Consider the following 23,650-nt stretch of genomic DNA (forward strand, 5'->3'; position numbering starts at 1 on the left):
CGGAAGTAATTAGGATATATAAGACCACCTTTCTATTATTGGTATCTTATTTGCCGAAAAAAAGAAAAAGGCAATTTAGAGAAGATCGAATATAATGTGATCGAATTTTTGAATCTATCCCGTTTCATTGATTAATTTTATACTATGTCTGAAACCATGAACAAAGTATTGGATTTCGGTCGGCCCATCGGCCGACAGTCATTTAAGGGGGTCATCAGAGAGCTGGATAATACTTCCCCTTCCCACAATAGATTTACACTTTCGGAGGATCAACTGAAGACCCTCATCGCTGTCATCTTTACTTATGGGCTTCATTATGATGAAGTCCCTGAAAAACAAAGGGAGCTGCTTTTAAAGGCAATTCTGGAAGGTAAACAACCGCTGTTCGACCTGTCCCAAACATTTGCAAGACATCTAATGAACAATCTGAATGGCTCTGCGAAATCACAGTTGGAATCATTCCAAAATATCGAATATGATTTGAAACAGCCGCTGTCCAATGAACTGCTGGTTGATTTTGTGGAGATGGAGCTGCTGGACCAGACCACCTCGTACCGAAAATGGGAATATGGCCGATTCTCTGTGGCTTATTTGGCCGCACATTTATCAATGAAGGTCGGATGGGAAAATGTGGAGAAAACCGTGAAAGAAAAGAAACTGCGCTCCGAGGTTTATCTCAAAAATTTTGGCAAGGAATTGGAAAATTCCAGCTATAATCTCGATGCACATGAACAACTATTGTTGCATCTTATTGTCAAGGCCAAGCTGTGGCCAGATAAGACTACCATTCCGGATTATTTGTTGGCGGGTTCGATAACGCAACAGCACCTGTTGGGTCTCTCCTTGCGGTCTGAAAAACTTAGCACGGCCTTGAAAAATGCTTTGGAGAATGTCCCAACCATAAACAAACGCAGGGGCGGTCCAAAGTTATGATTCCATCCGAAAAACTGCTCAAGTATCTGGAATATCTGGCCAAGGAAGAACATCCGGAAATCAATGGGAAACAGTATTCTCGATCACAGATAATATTGGCCGAACGTTTGGTGCGAGATCTTGAAAAAGCAATCGGCATCGCTTCACAAAAGCCGAAACTTTCCCGTAGGCGATCCTTTATCGTAATCTTGGAAGAACTATATTTCAATGTCCCGAAATACCCAGATGACCTTACCCTTGATGGAATCCACAGAAGGGCTTCCCAAAGGTTCGAGTATATGAACAGGGATGTAAAATCCTTTACTACGCCCACGGAGGTGCATCCTAAAGACCCGTGCACTTATTATGAGGACAATTCCCATGCCAAGGCACGCTACAGGACCGCATTACAACACCTTGTATTGGAATCCCACAGGTACTTTGAAGTTCCCGAAGCCGAAACTTCCCTTGAAATCTTGTTCGAAGACGTACAACTTTGCTGAATCCATTTACCGTACAACACTCCATGTACGCCAAAGCCCCTCTTGACTTGCGATATGTTTTAGGTTTGGCCTAAGTTAATCGGAGGTCACGTAGCAAGCCATGTTTTTGCAAGCAAAAACCGCTCACTTCGTTCGCGAGGCTTGTTGGTGATCCTCCCCAAACCCCAGAATTATGGCGCGGCCAAAAAAGGATATTGAATCACTAAAAGCGATACGGGTCAATGTGCGTATGACGATCAACGAATACTTGATTGTTTCGGGAAATGCGGCCACGTTGGGCATGGGCATACCGGACTACATCCGAAAAAGGGTCACGGGCAGACCGCTTCCCAGGACCAAAATAACACCGGAGGATAGAAGACTTTTCGTCGAGCTGAGCCGGATAGGAAATAACATTAATCAGCTTACGAAAAATTCCCATTTGCGTATGCACTCGCCTAAAATTCTGCACCAGCAACTTGCAGAGGTAAGACGAATGTTACATGAACTAAAATCTAATATCAAGAACAAATGATAGCCAAACAGATAAAGGGCAGGGATTTTTACGGACTGTTGGCCTACAACCAAAAAAAGGTAGAACAGGGCGAGGCCGTTGTGCTGGACGCAAACATCGATTTGGACTGTACGGTGGAGATGACCAAGGAGTTCAATGTGGTCAGAAAGTTACGCCCCAGATTAAGCAAAGCAGTATATCATGTTTCCTTGAACCTTCCGCCGAATGAAAAAATGAGTGACAAGGAATTCGTTTCGATGGGATCTGACTATCTCAAGGGAATGGGATTCGATGACAACCAATACATCATGTACCGCCATGACGACCAAAGCCACCAACACATTCATATCGTTGCCAACAGGGTAAAACTATCCGGGGCGCTGGTCAGCGATAGCAACGATTATGAGCGTAGTGAACGTTTGGTACGAAAACTGGAAAAGAAATATGGTCTTTCAGAGCTACCGGACGCAACTTTGGAGCGAACGGTGGCACTCACTCAAAAGGAAATCGAGAAATCGCTTCGGACCGGTAACGCACCGATAAAAAGTATACTTCAACAGCAACTGAGAGAGGCATTGAAACACTCAGAAACGACGGAGGAGTTCATCCATCAATTGCATTCAAAAAATATTTGGCCAAAGTTCAATATAAGCAAGACCACGGGAAGGGTCTCCGGTATCTCCTTTAAATATGAAGGAGTGATTTATAAGGGGAGCAGTCTGGGCCGAAAATATTCATGGAACAACATCATAAAACAAATTGATTATGAACAAATCAGAGACCGTACAGTTATTCTCGAAAATAATCATCCAGAACAAGGAAATAAAGGAGCTGTTGCTCAAGATACAGGCTCATCAAGGAACGTTGGCGGAGAAACAAAAGATGCTACGAGAGGGACAATCCAAATTAGTGAAAAACCAAAATACGATTTGGGAGGCACTCAAAAAGATGGCCTAGATGATGAACCTTTCACTCCTTTCAAAATGGAGCTGGAGGATTTTGACCGTTGGAAGCGAAGGAAGAAAAGAAAAAAAAGGAGGTTATAGTGCGTCATGGAAGGAAGCCTGGTCAGCGAAAAATTGTTAAATGCCCTGGTGGATAGCTTATCCGTAGAGGATATGGAAGCTATTCTATCCCAGAAGATAGCTAAGGCACGTCCTGACCATAAACCAAAACCCATGACTGAAAGAGAAAAACTAAAAAAACATTATAGAAACCTATTCCTTTCTATGGGTAAGCTACATTTGAACAAATAATGAATTTAGCAGTTATCGCTAAGTTTAGGTCTAACAACAACATTGTTTTACGTTTGTTGGTCTAGAACTAGTTAAGTGATAACAAACCACTATAATCCTCTGGGAGTTCCGCATCAATGTCCTTCAAATAAGACTTAAGCGCATCTAAGGTAGAATGACCTGTAATCAGCATCAATTTGTCACATGTTTCGGTGTACGTAAATTCTTTTCTGAACTTTCTAAAAAGCAGTGTGATAAAAGTATGCCTAAAGGAATAGATGGTGTATTCACTTCCCAATTGCAGAGTTTTCCCATTTGTAAGTAGATATTCGTTATATTTCTTTTTGAGCTTCCAGAACCGTTTTGTAAAGTAATCCCTTCTACTTGATTCCGTAGCTTCCCATTCTCCGATACCAGTTGGAGTAAATAAAAATTGGTTTTGAATTGAGAAGTCAAAATCTTGAATTTCGCGAAGAACTATGTCAGGTATTATTTTAGTCTTTTCAGGTTTGTTCTTTGCCTGAACGCGCAATAGTTTTTGAGATAGAAAAATATCCTTGGCCCTTAGTCTACATACCTCGATTGGGCGTAAAAAATTATAAGAAACAAACTTCACGAAAAGCAACAGAATGGGGTCGTTTTTCTTCATATAGGCAAACAAACCTTCCAAAACTTCTAGGGAGTAAGTCTTATGGCTCACTGACTTTGTATTAAGTACCTTTATGTTCTCGATAAAATTTCTTGGGATGATTTCGTTGTTTTCAAGTTCACCAAATAGGGAACTCAATACAATACGCGTGTTATTCCGATTTCTTGCACTGGACGTTTTGACAATACCTTGAAGATAATCGTTGACGGTCTGTTTGGTAATGCTGAGGATACTTTTGTCAAGTAGATTCTTTTTATCCAAATAAGTTTTAAACCTGCCATATCGACTTTTGTAATCTTTGACGGAAGTTTCCGAAAGTTCACTGAGCTTTATGCCATACGCATAATCCAGTGCCGCTCCAGCCGTATATTCCAAGGATTTTGAGTTGAGCTTAAGCTTGTCCTTATAAGGGGAATACCCTTCTTTCAGCATTTCCAGCAGAACTTCCTTGATAATCCCCAAGTGCAATAACCTTTCCGCTTTGGACTTAAAATTTTTATTGACGCTCATGGTTATCGGCGTTTGGCGAATCAAAACGGGATTTCCGAATTTGTCTAAAAGGTCGGGTTTAGCGAAGGAGTAGTAGACATACCACCTTTTGGAGAGGTCAAAACTATCCCCGCCATGATATATTTTCGGTTCCGTATATTTTTTCCTTTCCAATCCGTGTTTGTATGCGGTAGCGTATGCGCTTTGCAATATATCAAAAAAAGAACCCATTGACAACAGTTTTAGAATACTGTCAATCAATGGGTTATGTAGTAGCGGGGACTGGACTCGAACCAGCGACCTTCGGGTTATGAGCCCGACGAGATAAAGGTGCACTTCTGTTTAAAGTGGACGGCAAATATACAACCGTTTCTGTGTTATTTCCAAATTTAGCGAGACTTTGATTTGAAACTCCTCTGAATTAATTATTTGTCAGTTAAAGATTTTAAAGGAATTAGCTACCTTCGAAAATATGGAGCAACTCAATGATTTTTTGGTAAAGGCAATTTCTGGAACAGAATGGCCTATGTTTATTCTATTAATAGGCGGAGGTTTATTTCTTGTTTTTTACTCGAAATTTAAACCTTATCGTTTCTTTTCTCATGCCATTGCAATTACTAGGGGAAAGTATGATGACAAAAATGCAAAAGGAGACGTAAGCTCTTTACAGGCTTTATCTGCTGCTGTTGCCGCAACAGTTGGTCTGGGGAATATTTCTGGTGTTGCTATCGCTATACATGATGGAGGGCCCGGGGTGGTATTCTGGATTTGGATGACGGCACTAATAGGAATGTGTATCAAGTTTTACTCCTGTAGTCTGTCCATTATGTATCGTGGTAAAGATTCCGAAGGAAAGTTACAAGGTGGCCCAATGTTTTATATTACCCAGGGTTTAGGAGAAAAATATAAACCTTTGGCAATATTCTTTTGCGTAGCGGGGCTCTTTGGTTTTTTGGGAGTATTTACCGCTAATCAATTTACAGAAACGTTTATGAATGTTGTAAAGCCTGAAGAAACTCTAGTTGCCCTTGGTGGAAATGCGGAGGATTCTTTGTTCAATTGGAAACTTACTACAGGATTTGTTCTTGCTATAATTTCTTCATTTGTAATTTTTGGTGGCCTTACTAAAATTGCCAAAGTAGCTACTACTATTGTTCCTTTTATGGTAATGGTTTACCTCATTGCGGTAATCATGGTTATGGTAGCAAATGCCTCTAAAGTGCTTCCATCATTGGAATTGATAATCACAGAAGCTTGGAATTTTAAGACTATAGTAACAGGTGGTTTTTGGGGATTGGTTATTATTGGTGTAAGACGAGCTATGTTTTCCAATGAAGCAGGTTTAGGTAGTGCACCTATGTATCATGGACAATCAAAAAATGACGAGCCCATACGTGAAGGTTTAGTAGCTATGCTGGGGCCATTTATCGATACTATATTGGTTTGTACTTTTACAGCAATCGTTTTAATCTTGAGCGGGGCCTATTTAGAAGAAGGTAGTGGTATAGTGATGACACTCAATGCATTTTATACCTCTTTAGGGAGCTGGGGTGGAATTTTATTGATGGTTATTGTATCTGCTTTTGCACTGTCCACATTATTTACCTATTCCTATTACGGAGTAAAATGTCTATCTTTTTTAACCAACGCTAAAATTGGTAGATTTTACAATTGGTATTTTGTGATTATGATTGTTTTTGCCGCTGTAGCATCATTGGAGGTAGTAAAAAATCTTATTGATTTATCATATGCGTTAATGGTAATCCCTAATATGGTAGCGGTACTTTTACTCGCGCCTAAAGTGAATAAAGCAGCTAAGGTTTACTTTCAAAAAATAAAGAATGAAAAAGCATAAGTCAGGCTTTGTAAATATTATAGGTAATCCCAATGTTGGAAAGTCCACTCTAATGAATGCTTTTATTGGGGAAAAGCTTTCCATCATCACCTCAAAAGCGCAAACTACAAGGCATCGAATTTTAGGGATTGTAAATGGGGATGATTTTCAAGTAATCCTGTCTGATACTCCAGGAATTATAAAACCTGCCTACGAGATGCAAAATGCCATGATGGATTTTGTAAAATCTGCTTTTGAGGATGCAGACGTGCTTTTGTATATGGTAGAGATTGGAGAAAAGGCCTTGAAGGATGAAGCCTTTTTTAAAAAAATACAGCATAGTGAAATACCAGTTTTACTGCTATTGAATAAAATAGACACTTCTGAACAGTCTTTTTTGGAAGAACAAATCCAACATTGGCAAGAGCTACTGCCAAGAGCGGAGATTCATCCAATTTCAGCCTTGGAGAATTTTAATGTAAAGGAAGTTTTTAATCGAATTTTGGAATTGCTCCCAGAAGCTCCACCCTATTACCCGAAAGACCAATTAACGGATAAGCCCGAGCGCTTTTTTGTCAATGAGACGATTCGAGAGAAAATCTTATTGCATTACAAAAAAGAAATACCCTATTCTGTAGAAGTGGAGACCGAAGAGTTTTTAGAAGATGAAAAAATTATAAGGATACGTTCTGTGATTATGGTGGAACGGGATACCCAGAAAGGGATTATAATTGGTCACAAAGGCAGTGCCTTAAAGAGGGTGGGAGTGGAAGCTCGCAAGGATTTGGAAAAGTTTTTTGACAAACAAGTCCATATTGAACTATATGTAAAAGTCAATAAAAATTGGAGAAGTAATTCAAATCAGCTTAAACGCTTTGGTTACCAATAAAAAGGGCCGGCATTGCCGACCCGAATAACTAACTCAAAACTAACCAAACTTATTTGATGGGAGAATATTTAAATTTTTGACCGCCCACAGAGGCATCAGCCATAAGCCCCGCTTTAGGCATGGCAAAAACTGCCACTCCATCTTTATATTTTGCATTAAAAGCAATTCCTGATTTTACGGCTACTGCTGAGGCTTCGGCCCCAAATTGAAAATTACTTTCTTTAAATGCCTTTAAATCCTTTTCTGTTTCAAAGAAAATCACTTCTATGATGGCTTGTCCACCAGCCTGCAATCCAATATTTAATTTTTTTAAATCTGCCATTCCTATAACCTTACCGTCTTCATAGACAGCTCCATTGCCAGAAGCTCCTCCAACAATAAATCCACCCTTACCTACATTTGGAAAAATTACGTATCCAGCTGACGTATCAAAAAAATTCTCCAAACCAGCATCTTTTTCCAATAGGGTTTGTTTGGCTTTATTGGCATCTTCAATAATTTTTTTATCCTTTTCATTTTGTGCAAAAGTGACGGCACCTATTAAAAGGGTGGTTACAAGTGTAATCGTTTTTAAAATTTTCATGTTTGTTTTTTTGTTCCTTATATCTACGGATCTTAGTGTAGCAATAGTCGTTAATACAATGTTATAAAGCTTTAAAATTTTGTTATAGGGCTATAATCTGAAGAAACCATTTAAATCACCTTTAATAATGATGAGGTTTTTAGATTGTACTACCTTTGCCTATTAATTTGTTGATATGGGCGCAATTGTAGCCATTGTTGGAAGACCAAATGTTGGAAAGTCTACTTTTTTTAATCGATTGATTCAAAGAAGGGAGGCTATTGTAGATGCTGTGAGCGGGGTTACCCGTGATCGTCACTATGGTAAGAGCGATTGGAACGGTCGGGAATTCTCTTTGATTGATACTGGTGGTTATGTGTTGGGAAGTGACGATATTTTTGAAAAGGAAATAGATAAACAGGTAGAGCTGGCGATTGATGAAGCAGATGCCATAATTTTTATGGTTGATGTGGAATCTGGAGTAACTGGTATGGATGAGGATGTTGCTAAGCTGTTGAGAAGGGTTGATAAGCCAGTTTTTTTAGCTATTAATAAGGTTGATAATTCCCAACGAGAAGCTGATGCAGCAGAATTTTACTCTTTGGGGCTGGGAGATTACTTCACGCTTTCCAGTATTAATGGTAGCGGAACAGGAGATTTATTGGATGAATTGGTCAAAGTATTGCCCGAAGTTGAGGAACCCGGTGATGAATTGCCCAGATTTGCTGTAGTAGGTAGACCAAATGCAGGAAAATCTTCTTTTATAAATGCATTGATTGGTGAAGAAAGATATATCGTAACGGATATTGCTGGAACAACACGGGATAGTATTGATACTAAATATAATCGCTTTGGTTTTGAGTTTAATTTGGTTGATACTGCTGGAATCCGAAGAAAAGCAAAAGTTAAGGAAGATTTAGAGTTTTACTCCGTAATGCGTTCCGTGCGAGCTATTGAGCATGCCGATGTATGTATTTTGTTATTGGATGCCACTAGAGGCTTTGATGGTCAAGTGCAAAACATTTTTTGGTTGGCACAGCGAAATAACAAGGGTATTGTAATCTTAGTGAACAAATGGGACTTGGTCGAAAAAGAGACCAATACGGTTCGTGATTTTGAGAAAAAGATTAGAGAAGCTATGGAACCTTTTGTGGACGTCCCCATTCTCTTTATTTCGGTATTGAACAAGCAGCGTATTTTCAAAGCGATTGAAACTGCTGTTGAAGTTTATAAAAACCGTTCTAAGAAAATTGTAACCCGTAAGTTGAACGATATTATGTTGCCCATAATTGAAAACAGGCCACCGCCAGCATATAAGGGTAAGTTTGTAAAAATAAAGTTCTGCACACAATTGCCAACACCTTATCCACAGTTTGCTTTTTTCTGTAACCTGCCACAATATGTTCGCGAACCTTACAAACGCTTTTTAGAAAACCAGTTACGAAAAGAGTTTGATTTTACTGGTGTTCCTATGACTATTTTTATGCGAAAGAAGTAGAGAATCAGTTTTCTGATGCCATTTGCAATGTTATTCCCTGTTGGATGCGATTCCCATCATCATCAACTGCAGTCAAAATATAGTCACTAGGTTTTGCCTCATAAATTAATTCATGAAAGTTGGTAGTAGAACCAATATATGTATCATCTAAATACCAATGAATATTTATTTCTGGGCGTTGGTGAGCCAATTTAAAGATGACTTCTGTAGTGCTATTCCCTAAATCTTTTGGCAATAAAATGGTTTCGTTAGGTTTAGGATAGATAAACTCCATCAATTGATTTTCCAATTCGTCGCAGCCAGCTAGGTACCGTGGTAAACTTTTATAATTAGGGTTGGTTATGGAGTAATAATATTCCATTCCCGTTGGCAAGCTGAACCAATTCTTGTAAACCATATTTTCTAAAGGATAGCATGCGGTATTGACTCTGAATTTTTGGGAATCATCTAAAATTATTTGCTTGTGATAGGGACATTGTTGGGTTTTAGAACCGTTGATAGGTTGTAACTCTGTTTCTGTTTCAACACAAAATGAAGAAGCTCTAAATCCTGTTTTTTTACAGGTTTCCAGTTGTGCCAAATCATCAAAGGGTTCTTCAAAATTTCCACTATGTGGTAAAGCATCAAGTACGTCAAATAAAATCGGAGCTGCCGCAGTAATTCCAGTAAGTCCAGGCCTACCTTCTCCATCAGCGTTTCCCGCCCAAATACCAATAGCATATTTTGGAGTTACGCCGACAGCCCAAGCGTCCTTAAAGCCAAAACTGGTCCCTGTTTTCCAAGCAATAGGCTGCGATTCATTAAAAAATTGCCAGTTTTCCCCACCTTCGGGTCTATTTACTTCTTGTAATGCTTTGGTCATGTGGTAAATGGCTCCTGCATTAAAGATTGGGGCTTCGTATTGTGCTGACCCAAAATGTTGTTGGTAATCAAATAAATAGTTAGGCTCTACAAATTCGTTGGAACGGTAGGTGCTGGAATTTGCAACGTAATTATTAAGTACAGCAGCGGATGATGCATAGGTTTTGGTAATGTCCCAAAGCGAACTTTCCACACCGCCTAAAATCAGTGCAAGACCATAATGGCTTGAGGGTTTGTCCATTGATTTAAGATTTGTCTTTTTAAGTTTGTTGTAAAATTTTTGAAGGCCATAACTTCTGAGCAATCTCACCGCAGGTATATTCAAAGAACGTGATAATGCTCTGCTGGCCGGAACGGCTCCCGAATATTTCTTATTGAAATTTTTAGGGTTGTAACCGTTGATTACAGTCGGAACATCTTTCACCAGTGCATCAGGTAACAACTGACCTTCGTGCAAAAGGGAAGCAAAAAGAAAAGGCTTTAAAGTGCTACCAGTACTACGTTTTTTGGTGATAATATCCACGTAATTGCTGTGGGACTTGTCGGTGGGGGCATTGCCCACATAAGCAAGTACATTTCGTGTATCTACCTCCAAAACCAGTATGGACAAATTATGTATTTCATTGCTTTTTAGGTGTTGATGGTGAATTTTAGCAATGCTGTTAGCTCTTTGCTGTAACTTACTGTCAACAGAAGTTTTAATGCGCTTTCCTGGATGTTCTTTTTTTATGCGTTCGGTAAGGTGGGGAGTTAGATTTGGAAGCTGAAGTGGCTTTTGGGGTAAGGGTTCTGCAATTGCCAATTCGTGCGTAGTTTGATCAATAATGCCTTTTGACAATAATTTATCTAAAAGTCGATTTCGCTTTTTGAGCAATAAGCCTTCATTTCTACCAGGGAAAATAAGTGATGGTGCATTGGGTAAAACCGCCAATGTTGCGGACTGTCCCCAGCTTAATTCATGCGCTGGAATTCCGAAATAACGCCATGAAGCAGTCTCCAAGCCTACTACGTTTCCACCATAAGGTGTGTGGGTAGAGTAAAGCTTCAAAATTTCTTCTTTTGAGTGACGAAATTCCAAACGGGTGGCCATAAAAATTTCAATTACTTTTTCTATATAAGTTCGAGACTTGTTTTGCCTACTTAACCGAATCACTTGTTGAGTAATGGTACTTCCCCCTCTTCTAGTTTCTTGGGTAAGATTGTGCTTTATAGCGTTAAAAATGGATATAGGATTGAACCCAGGATGCTTGTAAAAATATTCATCTTCAAACAATAGAACACTTTGCCTGAAACGTTCGGGAACGGAATCCATTTTTGGAAACCGCCATTGTCCATCATCAGCAATACGGGCTCCCAACAAAGCATTATCAGAACTGGTGACTACTGTTGAAGTAGGTGTTGTAAACAAAACTTTGGGCAGGCAAAAGAGCCAAGCCACAAATAGAATCCCTAAAACAGATAATTTGACTCTGTTTTTGAATACAAAACGTTTTATTTGAATAAATCCTATCATTAGAAATTAGCATCACCTAACCACTTTAATCCATTGTCCTTTATTTCTCGCATAGTAGGTGTTGTCATACATGGCCTCTACTTGTGCACTTGGTAAATAATAGTCGCCAAGAAAAGAGGCATTTAACTTGACCGTAAAGGTTTTGCTCTTTTTTGCTCCCAGCCCAAAATAAAAATTGGTGCGGTCATCTCGAGTATCTATATAATCTGCTTTGCTGGAATTGGCATCGTTACCGTTCACGTAGGAAGTATTTACAATTTCCCATCCACTGGGCACAATTTGTGATAAAGCCAAATTTTCAATGCCGTCGTTGGTCGAATTAAAGACCGTCACTTTAGCTTGTAGTTCCGTTCCTTGTCTTAATTCAGTCACATTAATTGTTTTACCTGCAGCATCTTGATATTTAACAGAAATGTTGAGTTTTTGCTGTTGTGCCAGTTCTTGCCCAACGGGAAGCTTTCCACTTTGTGTCAACGTAGCATAGATAACATTGTTCTGATTGTTTTTTATACTAAGCTTACCTTCCTTGGAAGAAATGGCCAAAGTTCTTTGCGCAATTGCCCTATCGGTTTTTACAGTGGTTTCTTTTCCATTATTTGTAAATGTGATGTCAATAGATTTTCCACCATTTTTGCTTACCATTTTAGCCATGGCCAATAATGCGTACGAGGTTTCTTGGGTACTGTACCACCTTTGGGAAGATAGGTTTTTAGCTAAAGAAATTGCTAAATCCCGTTGTTGATCATCCCCAAGGATTACCATAGTTTCCAATGCCATGGCACGGTTTCTAAAAACCGAACCATAGGTTCTATAATCATAATTTTGAGGTTTAAAGTTGATGTTGGCCACTTTGGTCAACTGTTGGGCAACTTCTTTTTTACCCACTAGAGCATAGGCCGCTGCTAAACGCCATTTTGCCTCGTTGCTCAAATTCTTTGTTTCTCGCAATCGGTTCATGGCAGCCAATTCGGGTTGTTGCGCTAAGGCCAAAGTATAAAGGCGATACGCTTGAGAAATATCGTCGTTATAGCGACTGGTTAGATTACTCCATTGTTTGGAGGCATTTTTTTGATAACGCAACCAGTTACTTAAAAAAGTCAGTGGTAATTGGTATCCTTTTTGTTTGGCCTCTAATAAAAAGTGACCGGCATAGGAAGTTCCCCAGTCATCAGCATAACTATAACCAGGCCAATAGCTCAATCCGCCATTGGGTGCTTGAAAATCACTCAGTTTTTTAATAGCACTTTTGATGTTTTTTTCGATTTCTTTCTTCTTGTCAAAAGTAATGTCCATAACATCTGCTAAAAACAATTGTGGAAATGCAGCAGAAGTAGTCTGTTCCACACAACCATGCGGATAACGGACCAAGTATTGCATTCGTTTAGAGAAATCCATAGGGGGCAAAGTTGAGAATTCAATAAAGGCCGAATTCGTACCTGAAGTTCCAAAAGTGGTAAAATCAACAGTTTGGGATTGATTCTCGTTAATAGTATATAAAGTGCTCTTTGTAGTTATTGGATTCGGATTTTCAATATCTATTTCTGTTTCACTTGAAGCACTCTCGCCCGCACCTGAAGCTTTTACTTTGATGGTTTGAAACGATTTGGTCGGATTTACCTTAAAATCAAAATTCACGATTTGCTCTCCTATAGAATTAAATGTGATGTTTTTTGACGTCGAACCAATGGGTTCTAGAGCTTTTCCTGCATCTATGCTAACTTTTACGTTTTTCACCTTTTTCTCCATCGCAAACACGGTAACAGGAATGGTCACGGTTTCCCCTGGCGAAAGTTTCCTTGGTATGGAGGTCAAGACCATCAGTGGTTTGCGAACTGGAGTAGTTTTTTCAGCATTTCCATAAGCACTCTTTCCATTACCGGCAATCAACATCGTTCTTACAGAACCCACATAATTGGGCATGATAATTTCGTGGGTCGCCTTTTTCCCAGCTTGTAGTGAAAAAGGACCCAAATAGGTGACTATGGGCTTAAAGCGTTGTGCTTTTCGGTTTTTAGCACCTTCAGCAATACCGCCACCTCCAATGGCATAAATATTATCCACACTTATGGAATAGGCACCCATAACATCATCAAAAATATCGAAGGTCTTAACACCCAAAGCCTGTCGTGCATAAAAGGAGGAGTGAATATCAGGAGTTTTAAATCGGGTTAAATCTAACAAACCATCATCAACAACTGCAATGGAATAGGTCATTGGTTTTTTATTGGCTTCTGATACGGAAATCTTAAAGGCTTTTTCAGGCTCCAAAACATCTGGCATTTGAAGTTTTGGTTCTAAAAAGGTAGCAGGGTTTTCTACTAAGATTGGAACCACACCGTACAACCGAATGGGTAAATCGTTAGCTACTTGTCCATGGGGTTGTAACAACGAAATATTGACATATGCGTTGGGAGCCATTTCAGCTGAAATTGGAATCGTTGCCGTGGTTTCTTTGGCTGAGGTTTCAATCCACTGTGTGGAAAGTACCTCTGAACCGTTCTCGATGCTTACCAATGCGCGACCTCCTTTATCTGAAGGAAAAGTGACTATAGCATTTTCACCTAATTTATACTTTTCTTTATTGGAAGCAAAGATTAAAATTTTAGAACTTTCAGTATCTCCCGAAGCTGGTCTTCTCCACCAGTTACGATAAAAATAGGCTGTTCGCCCGGTGGCATGACCAGAAACTTCATCAATAACCCTAATCAAAAATCGACCGCCATCATCATCAGGAATATTAATATTGAAATTAGCCTTGCCATTTGCGCCAGTTGTTACGGATAATTCTTTAAAAGGTCTATGTACCGTGGCGTTTTCATATCGTGATAGATTATCATATCCACGATTCCACCACCATCGCCATTCAATTTTAAATACTTTAACCTTAAGTTTTCTATTAGCAGCGGGTTTACCTTCTTCGGTGACCGATGCCACATCAAAAGTGGTATTTTCATCCGTTAGAAAAGAACCATATCGCTTTGCTTTAGGTGAGCGTAGTCCTACAAAATGTGAGAATGGTGCTAACTTTTTGGAAAACACATCAATGGAAAAATCCCCACCACCTTCAAATACCTTAGTAGTGAAAGTAGCTTGCAGCATTCCTGGAGCATTGGAGTTTGCCGTGATTTTTTTATCGATATTAACTATTCCGTTTTCATTAAGTGTAGTGTTTAAAAACTGCAGTTCAGTTTCGTTAAACTTTCGAACGGGATCTTGAAAAATATATCCGTTATACCCTTCAAAAGCTGATGATGTGGGTTGTAGTTTAGCATTGATATCAATCTTCAAATTTCTGGCTGGAGCCCCATGAAGCCACTTCACTTCAACTTTTCCTTTATTATTTTTGTTGGCTTTTAAAACTTCATCATCAAAGGCAAAACTTACTTTTAAGCGATTGGGCTTAACGGTGGCAATTTTTAAACTTTTATTAAATTGGGCACCGCCCACTACAACCTTGGCGTTCCATGTTCCAGTCGGTGCAGTTGCTTTTGTTGGAATTGGAAAATAGTAAAAGCGGCCTTCTTTTTTGGCATATAGCCCTTCAGCAACTTTTGCAGATTCACTTTTGAGGACATTTCGTTGAACTAATTTCCCCCTTGCATCGGTAACCTCAAGGGTAACAGGATGGTTTTCTGGTAAGGGATTACCTTTATCATTCAATACAAAGGTTAAATGAGCGGTATCGTCTGGGCGATGAACTCCACGTTCAGTATAAATAAAACCTTGCAGGCCTCTTTGTAGCTGTTGTCCTGAAACATCGAACTTACTTAGGGAAAGTGCATGACCGTCATCTAGCTTGGCATAGGCATAACTATTGTTTTTTTCTGCTACTGCAAATGCAATTGTTTTATTGCCATCGTAAATGGAAAACCCTGATTCGTCAGTGACTACTTCACTGAGCAGTTGCTGTTGATAATTGTATAATTTTATTTTAGTGCCCGCTTCAGGCAATGCCGTTAATAAATTGGTTGCGGCAAAATGGTAGGATTTGTTTTTTCCTTTTTTGACAATCAGGCCTAAATCACTTCCCAAGAGATTTGTGGTGACCACCCTATCAGGATTGTAATAGGCAGTGCTACATGGATTGTCTTGTTCCTCCCAATTATAGCTATAGTTTCTCCAATAATAAATTTCATTGTCCCAGTACTGTTCTTCTTGTAGTTGTTCCGTCACATCTTGGCTGCTGCCAGTATCATTGGCAGTATATGTTTCTTCCTCATCGGTAGTATCTTCTTCACAGGCATAACTAGTATGTTCTTTTTTAAAACTGAATTCAATTCTATACAAAGAACCAGGATTTACTCTTATAAGTTCTGAAAGGTCTAACGCATGTGCTTTCCAATAGCTATTGTTTTCATCACTATCTTCAGAAAGTGGGATTACTTTGTAGGCAACTCGCCTACCTACAGTTCGTAAATCTGAATTGTACTGCTGTGTAATATTATTGTTTTGTAAATATTGCAACATATTGTCCTCAAAAACCTGAATCACCCTTACCTCTACAGCGTTAAGATTTACAGTTTCAAAATAAATAGGAGTTGAAGCCGCATTAGGTAAAATAGTCCCTTTGGAAATTAAACGAACATTGGGTTTTAATTGCTCAAAAGACATCCATTCTGAAAAAGTGTTTTTTAAGGAAAAGCCATAGGCACTTTTTATGCCTTCAAATACATTTACCCGAACCTGACCTGTAATACGATTGGATGGATATACCTTTAAAACGTTGCCATTAGTTTCAAAGCGCAGATTTCCAGCATTTTCAATGGAAACTAAACCGTTTAAATTTTGGTTTTCTTTTAACGGTTCAGAAAAATTGAGGGTTAGTACGGCATTGGGAGAAGTAGATGTTTTCGCATCAACAACCACGAATTTATTTAAACCGGGAATCGTGTAATTCTCAGTTCCTTTATTATCAACGTCAAAGGCATCACCGTTCCAGCTGATTTCTAACTTAGTATCATTCGTCTTACGCTGAATACTATCTATTTTAAAATTAAAAAATCTGGCACCTTCAGTAGTACTGTCCCATTTAACTGGTACTTCCTTGCCTTCTTGCTCTACGGATAACAGGGTATTTATTTTATCTGAACCCAATAGGTCTGAAGCCTCTACTGTTCCTGTTAAGTAATGCCAATCCTTACTGTAAGACTGCAATTCGCCTAAGTTGATTTTAAAATTTGGAGCAATCGTTTTAAAGCTAAATGTGTACTTTTTAAAGTCACTATCAATATTTTCGAACAGTTTCCCAAGTAATAAGGTTATGGAGTATTCGGTGTCTGAATCTAAGTATTCAGTAGGCTGAAAAGTGATTTCCCTACCATTTTCAATAACTAATTTTCCATTAACCTTGGGCTCAATCTTAATATATTCAACGGGGAGTTCTTGGGTAAGTTCAAATTGCTCCAACTGTTTTGCCAAAACAATTTTTATAGGTTTGGCAATACTTTGCTGTCCATTGGTATGGAAACTTATATAGTCCTTAAACTTAAAAAGGTTGTCTGTTGAACTAGGAACATTCTTCTTTTTACAAGAAACAGTTACTAATAAAAAGGATATCAAAAAGACTTTTAGAAAACGACCCATTATTGAAGCAATTAAAGATTAATAATTTCTTTACCATTGCAAGATAGCCTAAAATATAGGCTGGCAGTTCACTGTAAATGGGGTTTTTGAGTTTTGAACTCTATTTAATTACGGGAAGAATTTACTAGTGGACTTTATGTTAAGATTAATTTGTGATTTGCAGTAGTTGTAATCTCGAGGTGTATTTTGGTGGCAAACAGTAAAAGCATTTAAGCCACTTACTCTAAAAGGAGAGCTTACAACTTTGTTGTTTATACATGCTTTGCTAATCTAGGTTAATTGTATAAGAACCGTTTGCTCCTTCTTGGGGAACATCATTGACTCGAAAACCATCCAGTATTGGAATATTCCCACAGCAGCCACCGGGCCCCGATTGAAAGATTTCGATTTGTAATGCAATAGAAGTATCACTGGAAAAATTTAAATCATACTCGTTTGAACCAATTTCCCAATTGAAATTCTCTAGAATTAATAAAGTGTTTGAATTCTCATCTTCAAAAAGGCTTAGCGTTATATCATTTGCATTGGTGCCTTCAATGGTAACATCTTCTATGGAATAGGTTTCATTCTCAAAAACATTTTCACCATTCGCCAAAATCTCCATAACTATTACTGGTGGACCTGCACATAAAACTGTAGCACAGTCCTCTATACCTTCATCACATTGGAAGCACAATAGAAGTAAAAAAAGGATAGGATAAAATCTTTTAATTTTCATGGGGTATTTTAATCTAAAGATGATTTTTTAGTAAAGGGTTGCTTTAAAATTATGGTTTATTACCATCCTCCGGAAGCTCCACCACCTCCAAAGCCTCCGCCTCCAAAGCCACCACCAAATCCACCAGAGCCAAAACCTCCACCAGATGACCCTCCTCGATAACCGCCACGCCCCATATTGCTAAGAATAATGATATCTAGTAAATCTCCGCCAATACCGCCACGACGACCACCGCGGTTATTTCCTTTCCCCCCTCTACCTTTTCTGCTTATCAGAATAAAGAAGATGACCAAAAAGATGATAAATGGCAAGAGGGATTCAAAAGGGAAGCCTTGATCGTTGCCAAAGGTTCGTTCTTCCTTGAATTCTCCTGTTAGTACTTGAAAAATAGCATCTGCACCTTTATCCAATCCACCATAATAGTTCCCAGCTTTAAACTCAGGGATAATGACTGACTCTATAATGCGTTTGCTCATGGCGTCTGTCAATAGACCTTCCAAACCATAGCCCGTATTTATAGCAATTCTTCGGTCATCTTTCGCCAATAGAATGAGTACGCCGTTATCCTTACTGGCTTGTCCAATACCCCATTTTTGCCCCCATTGCGCACCAAGGAAGTTAATGTTTTCTCCGTCAGTGGAACTAATTATGGCTATAACAATCTGGGAAGATGTACTGTCCGCATAACGGATTAGTTTCTGCTCTAAGTTAGCTTTTTGGGAGGGTGTAAGAAGATTTATATAATCATAAACACTAGTCTGTTCTTTTGGTTTTTCGGGTATGGTAAATTGCCCCCACGCAAGCGTGGTAAAAAGTAAAGCCAGTAAAATACTAACCTTTTGAAATCGCATCGCTTAATTCATTGGTGTCGTTATGATTCCATGGAAAATGTGCTTCCAGTTCTTTGCCCGCTTTTAGTACTCCTTGTACAATCCCTTGTTTATAGTCTCCTTTTTTAAAGTGTTCAGAAATTACTTCTTTGGTATTCTCCCAAAAACCCCTAGGTACGGCTTTGTCTATACCTTTATCACCATATATGACGAACTTTTTATCTTCTACGGCAACGTAGATAAGAACACCGTTCTCATCTTTGGTATTGTCCATTTTTAAAAAGTGGAATAGTTGCTGCGCCCTACTAAAATGGTCTATTTTGGCAGAAGCTTCAATATGCACTCTAATCTCACCTGAAGTATTTTTTTCAGCCTCGAGTATGGCGTTTACAATTTCTTGTTCTTCTTCGTAGGTTAAAAAAGCTTCTACTTTGGACATGCTTAATCAAAATTAAAATCTACATCTGGGGCATCTTCAGCACCTGGTTTTGAGCTGAATAAAGCTAAAGAATCAAAGTTTGCAATACTCGCTATGATATTGGTAGGAATTTTTTCGATTTTAATATTGTATTCCCCAGCTAAATCGTTAAATCGGTTGCGTTCTACATTAATCCTATTTTCAGTACCTTCCAATTGTGACTGTAATTCCAGAAAGTTTTGGTTGGCTTTTAAATCCGGATATCGCTCCACTGTTACTAAAAGTCTTGATAGTGCTGAGGATAAACCTGATTGCGCTTGTTGAAACTCTGCCAATTTTTCTGGAGTAAGGTTATTAGCGTCAATTGTTGTGGATGTGGCTTTTGAGCGAGCTTCAATCACATCTTTAAGTGTTCCACGTTCAAAATCCGCCGCACCTTGTACCGTTTTCACCAAATTACCAATTAAATCGCTTCTTCTTTGATAGGAACTTTCAACATTTGCCCATTGTTTTGTTGCCTGCCCCTTCATATCAACCAAGGTGTTATTGGTATTGACATACCACATTCCAAGTACCAGAGCTAGTCCAATAATGATAATTATAGGAATTAATTTTTTCATCTTCTTAAGTGTTTATTATAGTTGTTCTTTAATCTTCATAAGCTCTGCTTTCACTTTTTGAAGTTTTTCTATAACCTCAAAATTGGATAAGGTTTTATGTTTTTCTTCCTTTAAGTGAATTTTTGCCCCTTCTAAAGTAAAACCACGTTCTTTTACCAAATGATAAATAAGCTGTAGATTCTTAATATCCTGTGGAGTGAATTTTCGGTTGCCTTTTGCGTTTTTTTTAGGTTGAATTACATCAAACTCTTTTTCCCAAAAACGAATAAGAGAAGTGTTAACACCAAAAGCTTTGGCTACTTCGCCAATTCCATAATATCTTTTTTCAGGAAGTTCTACGTGCATTAATCCAGGGATTGGTTCTCTTGGTTGGCATATTTGAGCATATTCTCAAATTCTTGTGGTGACAAACTACCATAATAGAAATTAATTGGATTAATACGCTCTTTGTCTTTCCATACTTCATAATGAAGGTGTGGTGCCTCGGAACGGCCTGTATTGCCCACAAAACCTATTAAATCCCCACGCTTTACTTTTTGACCTTTGGTTACATTGTATTTGCTCAAATGTGCATATATGGTTAGGTAACCATGTCCATGGTCAATACGAATATGCTTTCCAAAACCAGATGAATTGTTGTCTGCACGAGTTACTTTACCATTTCCAGTCGCAAAAATTGGAGTACCCCTTGGAGCGGTAAAATCCATTCCCCGGTGCATTTTTCTTGCTTTTGTAAATGGATCCGTTCGCCATCCATAACCAGATGCCATTCGCTTTAAGTCTTTGTTTCTAACAGGTTGGATAGCAGGAATAGCTTCCAAAAATTTTTCTTTCTCTTCAGCTAATATTGCTATCTCATCCAAAGATTTGGATTGAATGACCATTTGTTTTTGAATGATATCTAATCTCTTGGTCGCATCAATAATAATTTCAGAATTATTGAACCCCTCTAAAGATTTATAGCGATTGATACCTCCAAAACCAGCTCTTCGTTGCTCCTCTGGTATAGGATTGGCTTCAAAATAGAGACGGTAAATATTATTGTCCCGGTCTTCAATGTTTGCCAAAACCTGTTCCATTTGCTCCATTTTCTTGTCTAAAATATCAAACTGGAGCTCATAGTTTTCAACTTCCCTTGCCAATGAGAGCTCGCGAGGCGTATTAAGAATATCTGTATTTAATAAAATTACTAAACCAAGCAGCCCAAAAAGCGCTGAGCCCAAAAGGAAAAAGAACAGATTACGATATTTTTTAGATTTTTTAGGTTCTATCTTTCGGTAAGAAAGTGTATCAGGATCGTAATAGTATTTTACTTTAGACATGAGTGGATTTTATCCTATTTTTGGTCTTTCATTTTTTGATAACAAACAAATATAAAAATTGTTTTGTTGATTCTGTTAAAATTAATTAAAGCTTAACTCGCAAGATGACATCGCAAAAGGTTAGAGAACAGTTTTTAAACTTTTTTAAATCGAAAGAACACAAGATAGTTCCTTCGGCTCCAATGGTCATGAAAAATGACCCTACGTTGTTATTTACAAATGCGGGAATGAACCAATTTAAGGAATTCTTCTTAGGAAATACAGTTTCCAAATCAAAACGAATTACGGATACACAAAAATGTTTGCGAGTAAGTGGTAAGCACAATGATTTAGAGGAGGTTGGTAAAGATACCTACCATCACACCATGTTTGAGATGTTGGGTAACTGGAGTTTTGGCGATTATTTTAAGAAGGAGGCCATTCAATGGGCATGGGAGCTTTTAACAGAAGTATACGGTATAGATAAGGATAGTCTTTATGTTTCTGTTTTTGAAGGGAGCAATGATGCGGATAAACTAAAAATGGACCAAGAAGCCTTCGACCTTTGGAACGCCATTGTGCCAAAGGACCGTATCATCTTGGGCAATAAAAAGGACAATTTTTGGGAAATGGGAGACCAAGGTCCTTGTGGTCCTTGTTCAGAAATCCACGTGGATATTCGCTTACCAGAAGAAAAGGCTAAAGTGCCAGGTGCTTCTTTGGTAAACAAAGACCACCCTCTAGTAGTGGAGATTTGGAACTTGGTTTTTATGCAATATAACCGTAAGGCCAGTGGCGAATTGGAAAACCTACCTGAAAAACATGTGGACACGGGTATGGGCTTTGAGCGTTTATGTATGGTATTGCAAGGAGTGCAGTCCAATTATGATACTGATGTTTTTACACCGTTGATTCGAGAAATTGAAACCATCACCAATCATAAATATGGAAAAGATGAGCAGACAAATGTTGCCATTAGGGTTATTGCTGATCATATTAGAGCGGTAGCATTTTCTATAGCAGATGGGCAGTTACCAAGTAATACAGGAGCTGGGTATGTGATACGTAGGATATTAAGAAGAGCTATTCGTTACGGATTTACATTTTTAGATACCAAAAAGCCTTTTATCTACAGATTGGTCAAGGTTTTGGGCAATTCCATGGGGAAAGCTTTCCCTGAGTTAAAAGAACAGTATCAGTTGATTGAAAATGTGGTCAAGGAAGAAGAGCATTCGTTCCTAAGCACTTTGGAGCAAGGTTTGGTTCTATTGGATTCAGTTATTGCATCTTCAAAGAGCAAAACCATAGAAGGACAAAAAGCATTCGAGCTATACGATACTTTTGGTTTCCCTATAGATTTAACTGCCTTAATCCTTGAAGAAAAGGGGTACGACCTAGATGTTAAAGGTTTCGAAAAAGCGCTTCAGGCTCAAAAAGACCGTTCTAGAGCAGCCTCAGAAACTTCAAAAGAAGATTGGACCATACTTCTGGATGATTCTGAACAAGAATTTATCGGTTATGATAGTTTAGAGGCTCAGGTCAAAATTGTAAAATATCGTAAAGTAAGTAGTAAGAAGGACGGTGATTTGTATCAAATGGTATTTAATTTAACGCCTTTTTATGCAGAAGGTGGTGGGCAAGTAGGTGACAAGGGCTATTTAGAGGCTTCTAATGGTGACGTGATTTATATTTTGGATACTAAAAGAGAAAACAATGAGATTGTCCATTTTTCTGAAACACTTCCTAAGGATATTGCCGGCTCCTTTAAGGCTGTGGTCGATGCAAAACAACGTCGTAGAACAGAAAGTAATCATACGGCAACCCATTTATTGCACCAAGCATTACGGGAAATTTTAGGTGACCATGTGGAACAGAAGGGTTCTGCTGTACACTCTAAATACCTTCGTTTTGACTTTTCACACTTTTCAAAACTATCAACAGAAGAACTTAGGGATGTGGAGAATTTTGTGAATTCACGAATAGAAGGGCAACTACCTTTTGAAGAACAAAGGAATATCCCAATAAAAGAAGCTATGAAACAAGGAGCCATGGCCCTTTTTGGTGAAAAGTATGGTGATACTGTAAGAACCGTTCGTTTTGGGCAATCCATAGAATTATGTGGTGGTACCCATGTTAAGAATACAGGAGACATATGGCATTTTAAAATTACTTCGGAAGGGGCTGTTGCTGCTGGAATTCGAAGAATTGAGGCAATTACGTCGGATGCTGTAAAAGATTTTTACTTTAAGAACAACAGGTCTCTTTTTGAAATTAAGGACTTACTTAATAACGCGCAAGACCCTGTAAAAGCTGTTGGTTCTTTGCAAGAGGAAAATGCACAACTAAAGAAACAGGTCGAAAGTTTACTGAAAGACAAGGCCAAAGGTTTAAAAACCGAATTACTAGGAGAGCTTACCACCATTAATGAAGTAAAGTTCTTGGCTAAGAAAGTAGATTTGGATGCCGGTGGAATTAAGGATCTTTCTTTTGAAATGGGGCAAAATAAAGACAATCTGTTTTTGTTATTGGCCTCAGAAAAAGATGGTAAGGCAATCTTATCCTGCTATATTTCCAAAGAACTTGCTTTTGAAAGAAACCTAAATGCGGGCACGATAGTTCGAGAATTAGGTAAGTATATCCAAGGTGGTGGAGGTGGACAACCTTTCTTTGCTACAGCCGGAGGAAAGAATCCAGCAGGTATTCCACAGACATTGGAGAAGGTGAAGGATTATTTAAAATAAT

Annotated in this window: 19 protein-coding genes; 9 read left to right on the forward strand and 10 right to left on the reverse strand. The window is 38.6% G+C overall.

The genetic code is table 11. From position 1 onward, the window contains the following. Positions 1 to 144: 144 nt before the first annotated feature. From AACP56_RS12495 to AACP56_RS12515, 5 genes are all read left to right on the forward strand, one after another. On the forward strand, positions 145 to 933 hold the full coding sequence (locus AACP56_RS12495) for a hypothetical protein (protein WP_339337105.1): 789 nt from the start codon (positions 145 to 147) through the stop codon (positions 931 to 933). Then, positions 930 to 1,415, forward strand: a complete 486-nt coding sequence (locus tag AACP56_RS12500) for a hypothetical protein (protein ID WP_339337104.1) — start codon at positions 930 to 932, stop codon at positions 1,413 to 1,415. Before AACP56_RS12495 ends, AACP56_RS12500 begins: the two co-directional genes overlap by 4 nt. Before the next feature lie 172 nt (positions 1,416 to 1,587). Beyond that, positions 1,588 to 1,929, forward strand: coding sequence for a plasmid mobilization protein (locus AACP56_RS12505; RefSeq protein ID WP_339337103.1), 342 nt, complete (start codon positions 1,588 to 1,590; stop codon positions 1,927 to 1,929). Then, the gene (locus tag AACP56_RS12510) at positions 1,926 to 2,954 is read left to right on the forward strand and encodes a relaxase/mobilization nuclease domain-containing protein (RefSeq protein WP_339337102.1); all 1,029 of its coding nucleotides are present in this window, start codon (positions 1,926 to 1,928) and stop codon (positions 2,952 to 2,954) included. The genes AACP56_RS12505 and AACP56_RS12510 overlap by 4 nt, the downstream gene beginning before the upstream one ends. A 6-nt stretch (positions 2,955 to 2,960) precedes the next feature. Continuing rightward, positions 2,961 to 3,164 (forward strand): hypothetical protein, encoded by a 204-nt coding sequence (locus AACP56_RS12515; protein WP_339337101.1) that lies wholly within the window; start codon positions 2,961 to 2,963, stop codon positions 3,162 to 3,164. 67 nt (positions 3,165 to 3,231) lie between these two features. Here AACP56_RS12515 and AACP56_RS12520 read toward each other — a convergent pair whose 3' ends face one another. Next, positions 3,232 to 4,512: a tyrosine-type recombinase/integrase gene (locus tag AACP56_RS12520; protein ID WP_339337100.1), complete on the reverse strand. Its 1,281-nt coding sequence runs from the start codon at positions 4,510 to 4,512 to the stop codon at positions 3,232 to 3,234. A 241-nt stretch (positions 4,513 to 4,753) separates the two neighbouring features. On the opposite strand from AACP56_RS12520, the gene AACP56_RS12525 reads away from it, so the two are divergent. Both AACP56_RS12525 and era read left to right on the forward strand, forming a co-directional pair. Then, a complete protein-coding gene (locus AACP56_RS12525; protein ID WP_339337099.1) occupies positions 4,754 to 6,136 on the forward strand; it encodes an alanine/glycine:cation symporter family protein in 1,383 nt (460 codons plus the stop codon). Beyond that, a complete protein-coding gene (gene era, locus AACP56_RS12530) occupies positions 6,123 to 7,004 on the forward strand; it encodes a GTPase Era (RefSeq protein ID WP_339337098.1) in 882 nt (293 codons plus the stop codon). The genes AACP56_RS12525 and era overlap by 14 nt, the downstream gene beginning before the upstream one ends. 49 nt (positions 7,005 to 7,053) lie before the next feature. On the opposite strand, the gene AACP56_RS12535 is transcribed toward era, so the two are convergent. Next, positions 7,054 to 7,587, reverse strand: coding sequence for a lipid-binding SYLF domain-containing protein (locus AACP56_RS12535; RefSeq protein WP_339337097.1), 534 nt, complete (start codon positions 7,585 to 7,587; stop codon positions 7,054 to 7,056). Positions 7,588 to 7,762: 175 nt separating this feature from the next. Between AACP56_RS12535 and der the strand changes: the two genes are divergently transcribed. Then, positions 7,763 to 9,064: a ribosome biogenesis GTPase Der gene (gene der, locus AACP56_RS12540; RefSeq protein WP_339337096.1), complete on the forward strand. Its 1,302-nt coding sequence runs from the start codon at positions 7,763 to 7,765 to the stop codon at positions 9,062 to 9,064. 4 nt (positions 9,065 to 9,068) lie between these two features. Here der and pbpC read toward each other — a convergent pair whose 3' ends face one another. The 8 genes from pbpC to AACP56_RS12580 form a co-directional block, all read right to left on the reverse strand. Beyond that, on the reverse strand, positions 9,069 to 11,438 hold the full coding sequence (pbpC, locus tag AACP56_RS12545) for a penicillin-binding protein 1C (RefSeq protein ID WP_339337095.1): 2,370 nt from the start codon (positions 11,436 to 11,438) through the stop codon (positions 9,069 to 9,071). A gap of 12 nt (positions 11,439 to 11,450) precedes the next feature. Next, positions 11,451 to 17,021, reverse strand: a complete 5,571-nt coding sequence (locus AACP56_RS12550) for an alpha-2-macroglobulin family protein (RefSeq protein ID WP_339337094.1) — start codon at positions 17,019 to 17,021, stop codon at positions 11,451 to 11,453. 265 nt (positions 17,022 to 17,286) lie between these two features. After that, on the reverse strand, positions 17,287 to 17,739 hold the full coding sequence (locus AACP56_RS12555) for a hypothetical protein (RefSeq protein WP_339337093.1): 453 nt from the start codon (positions 17,737 to 17,739) through the stop codon (positions 17,287 to 17,289). Positions 17,740 to 17,798: 59 nt separating this feature from the next. Further along, positions 17,799 to 18,590, reverse strand: a complete 792-nt coding sequence (locus AACP56_RS12560) for a TPM domain-containing protein (protein WP_339337092.1) — start codon at positions 18,588 to 18,590, stop codon at positions 17,799 to 17,801. Next, a complete protein-coding gene (locus AACP56_RS12565) occupies positions 18,571 to 19,008 on the reverse strand; it encodes a TPM domain-containing protein (protein ID WP_339337091.1) in 438 nt (145 codons plus the stop codon). The genes AACP56_RS12560 and AACP56_RS12565 overlap by 20 nt, the downstream gene beginning before the upstream one ends. A gap of 2 nt (positions 19,009 to 19,010) precedes the next feature. Beyond that, complete coding sequence (locus AACP56_RS12570; protein WP_339337090.1) at positions 19,011 to 19,607, reverse strand: LemA family protein; 597 nt, start codon at positions 19,605 to 19,607, stop codon at positions 19,011 to 19,013. 15 nt (positions 19,608 to 19,622) lie between these two features. Continuing rightward, positions 19,623 to 19,952 carry a MerR family transcriptional regulator gene (locus tag AACP56_RS12575; RefSeq protein WP_339337089.1) on the reverse strand — a complete coding sequence of 110 codons (330 nt, stop codon included), beginning with the start codon at positions 19,950 to 19,952 and terminating at the stop codon, positions 19,623 to 19,625. Next, positions 19,952 to 20,929, reverse strand: coding sequence for a M23 family metallopeptidase (locus tag AACP56_RS12580; protein ID WP_339337088.1), 978 nt, complete (start codon positions 20,927 to 20,929; stop codon positions 19,952 to 19,954). The genes AACP56_RS12575 and AACP56_RS12580 overlap by 1 nt, the downstream gene beginning before the upstream one ends. Before the next feature lie 104 nt (positions 20,930 to 21,033). On the opposite strand from AACP56_RS12580, the gene alaS reads away from it, so the two are divergent. Continuing rightward, entirely contained in the window at positions 21,034 to 23,649 is a 2,616-nt protein-coding gene (gene alaS / locus AACP56_RS12585; protein ID WP_339337087.1) for an alanine--tRNA ligase, read from the forward strand. The last annotated feature ends 1 nt before the right edge of the window (position 23,650 follow it).

Origin of the sequence: Croceitalea sp. MTPC6, assembly GCF_036985525.1 — a bacterium.
Classification (GTDB): Bacteria; Bacteroidota; Bacteroidia; order Flavobacteriales; family Flavobacteriaceae; genus Croceitalea.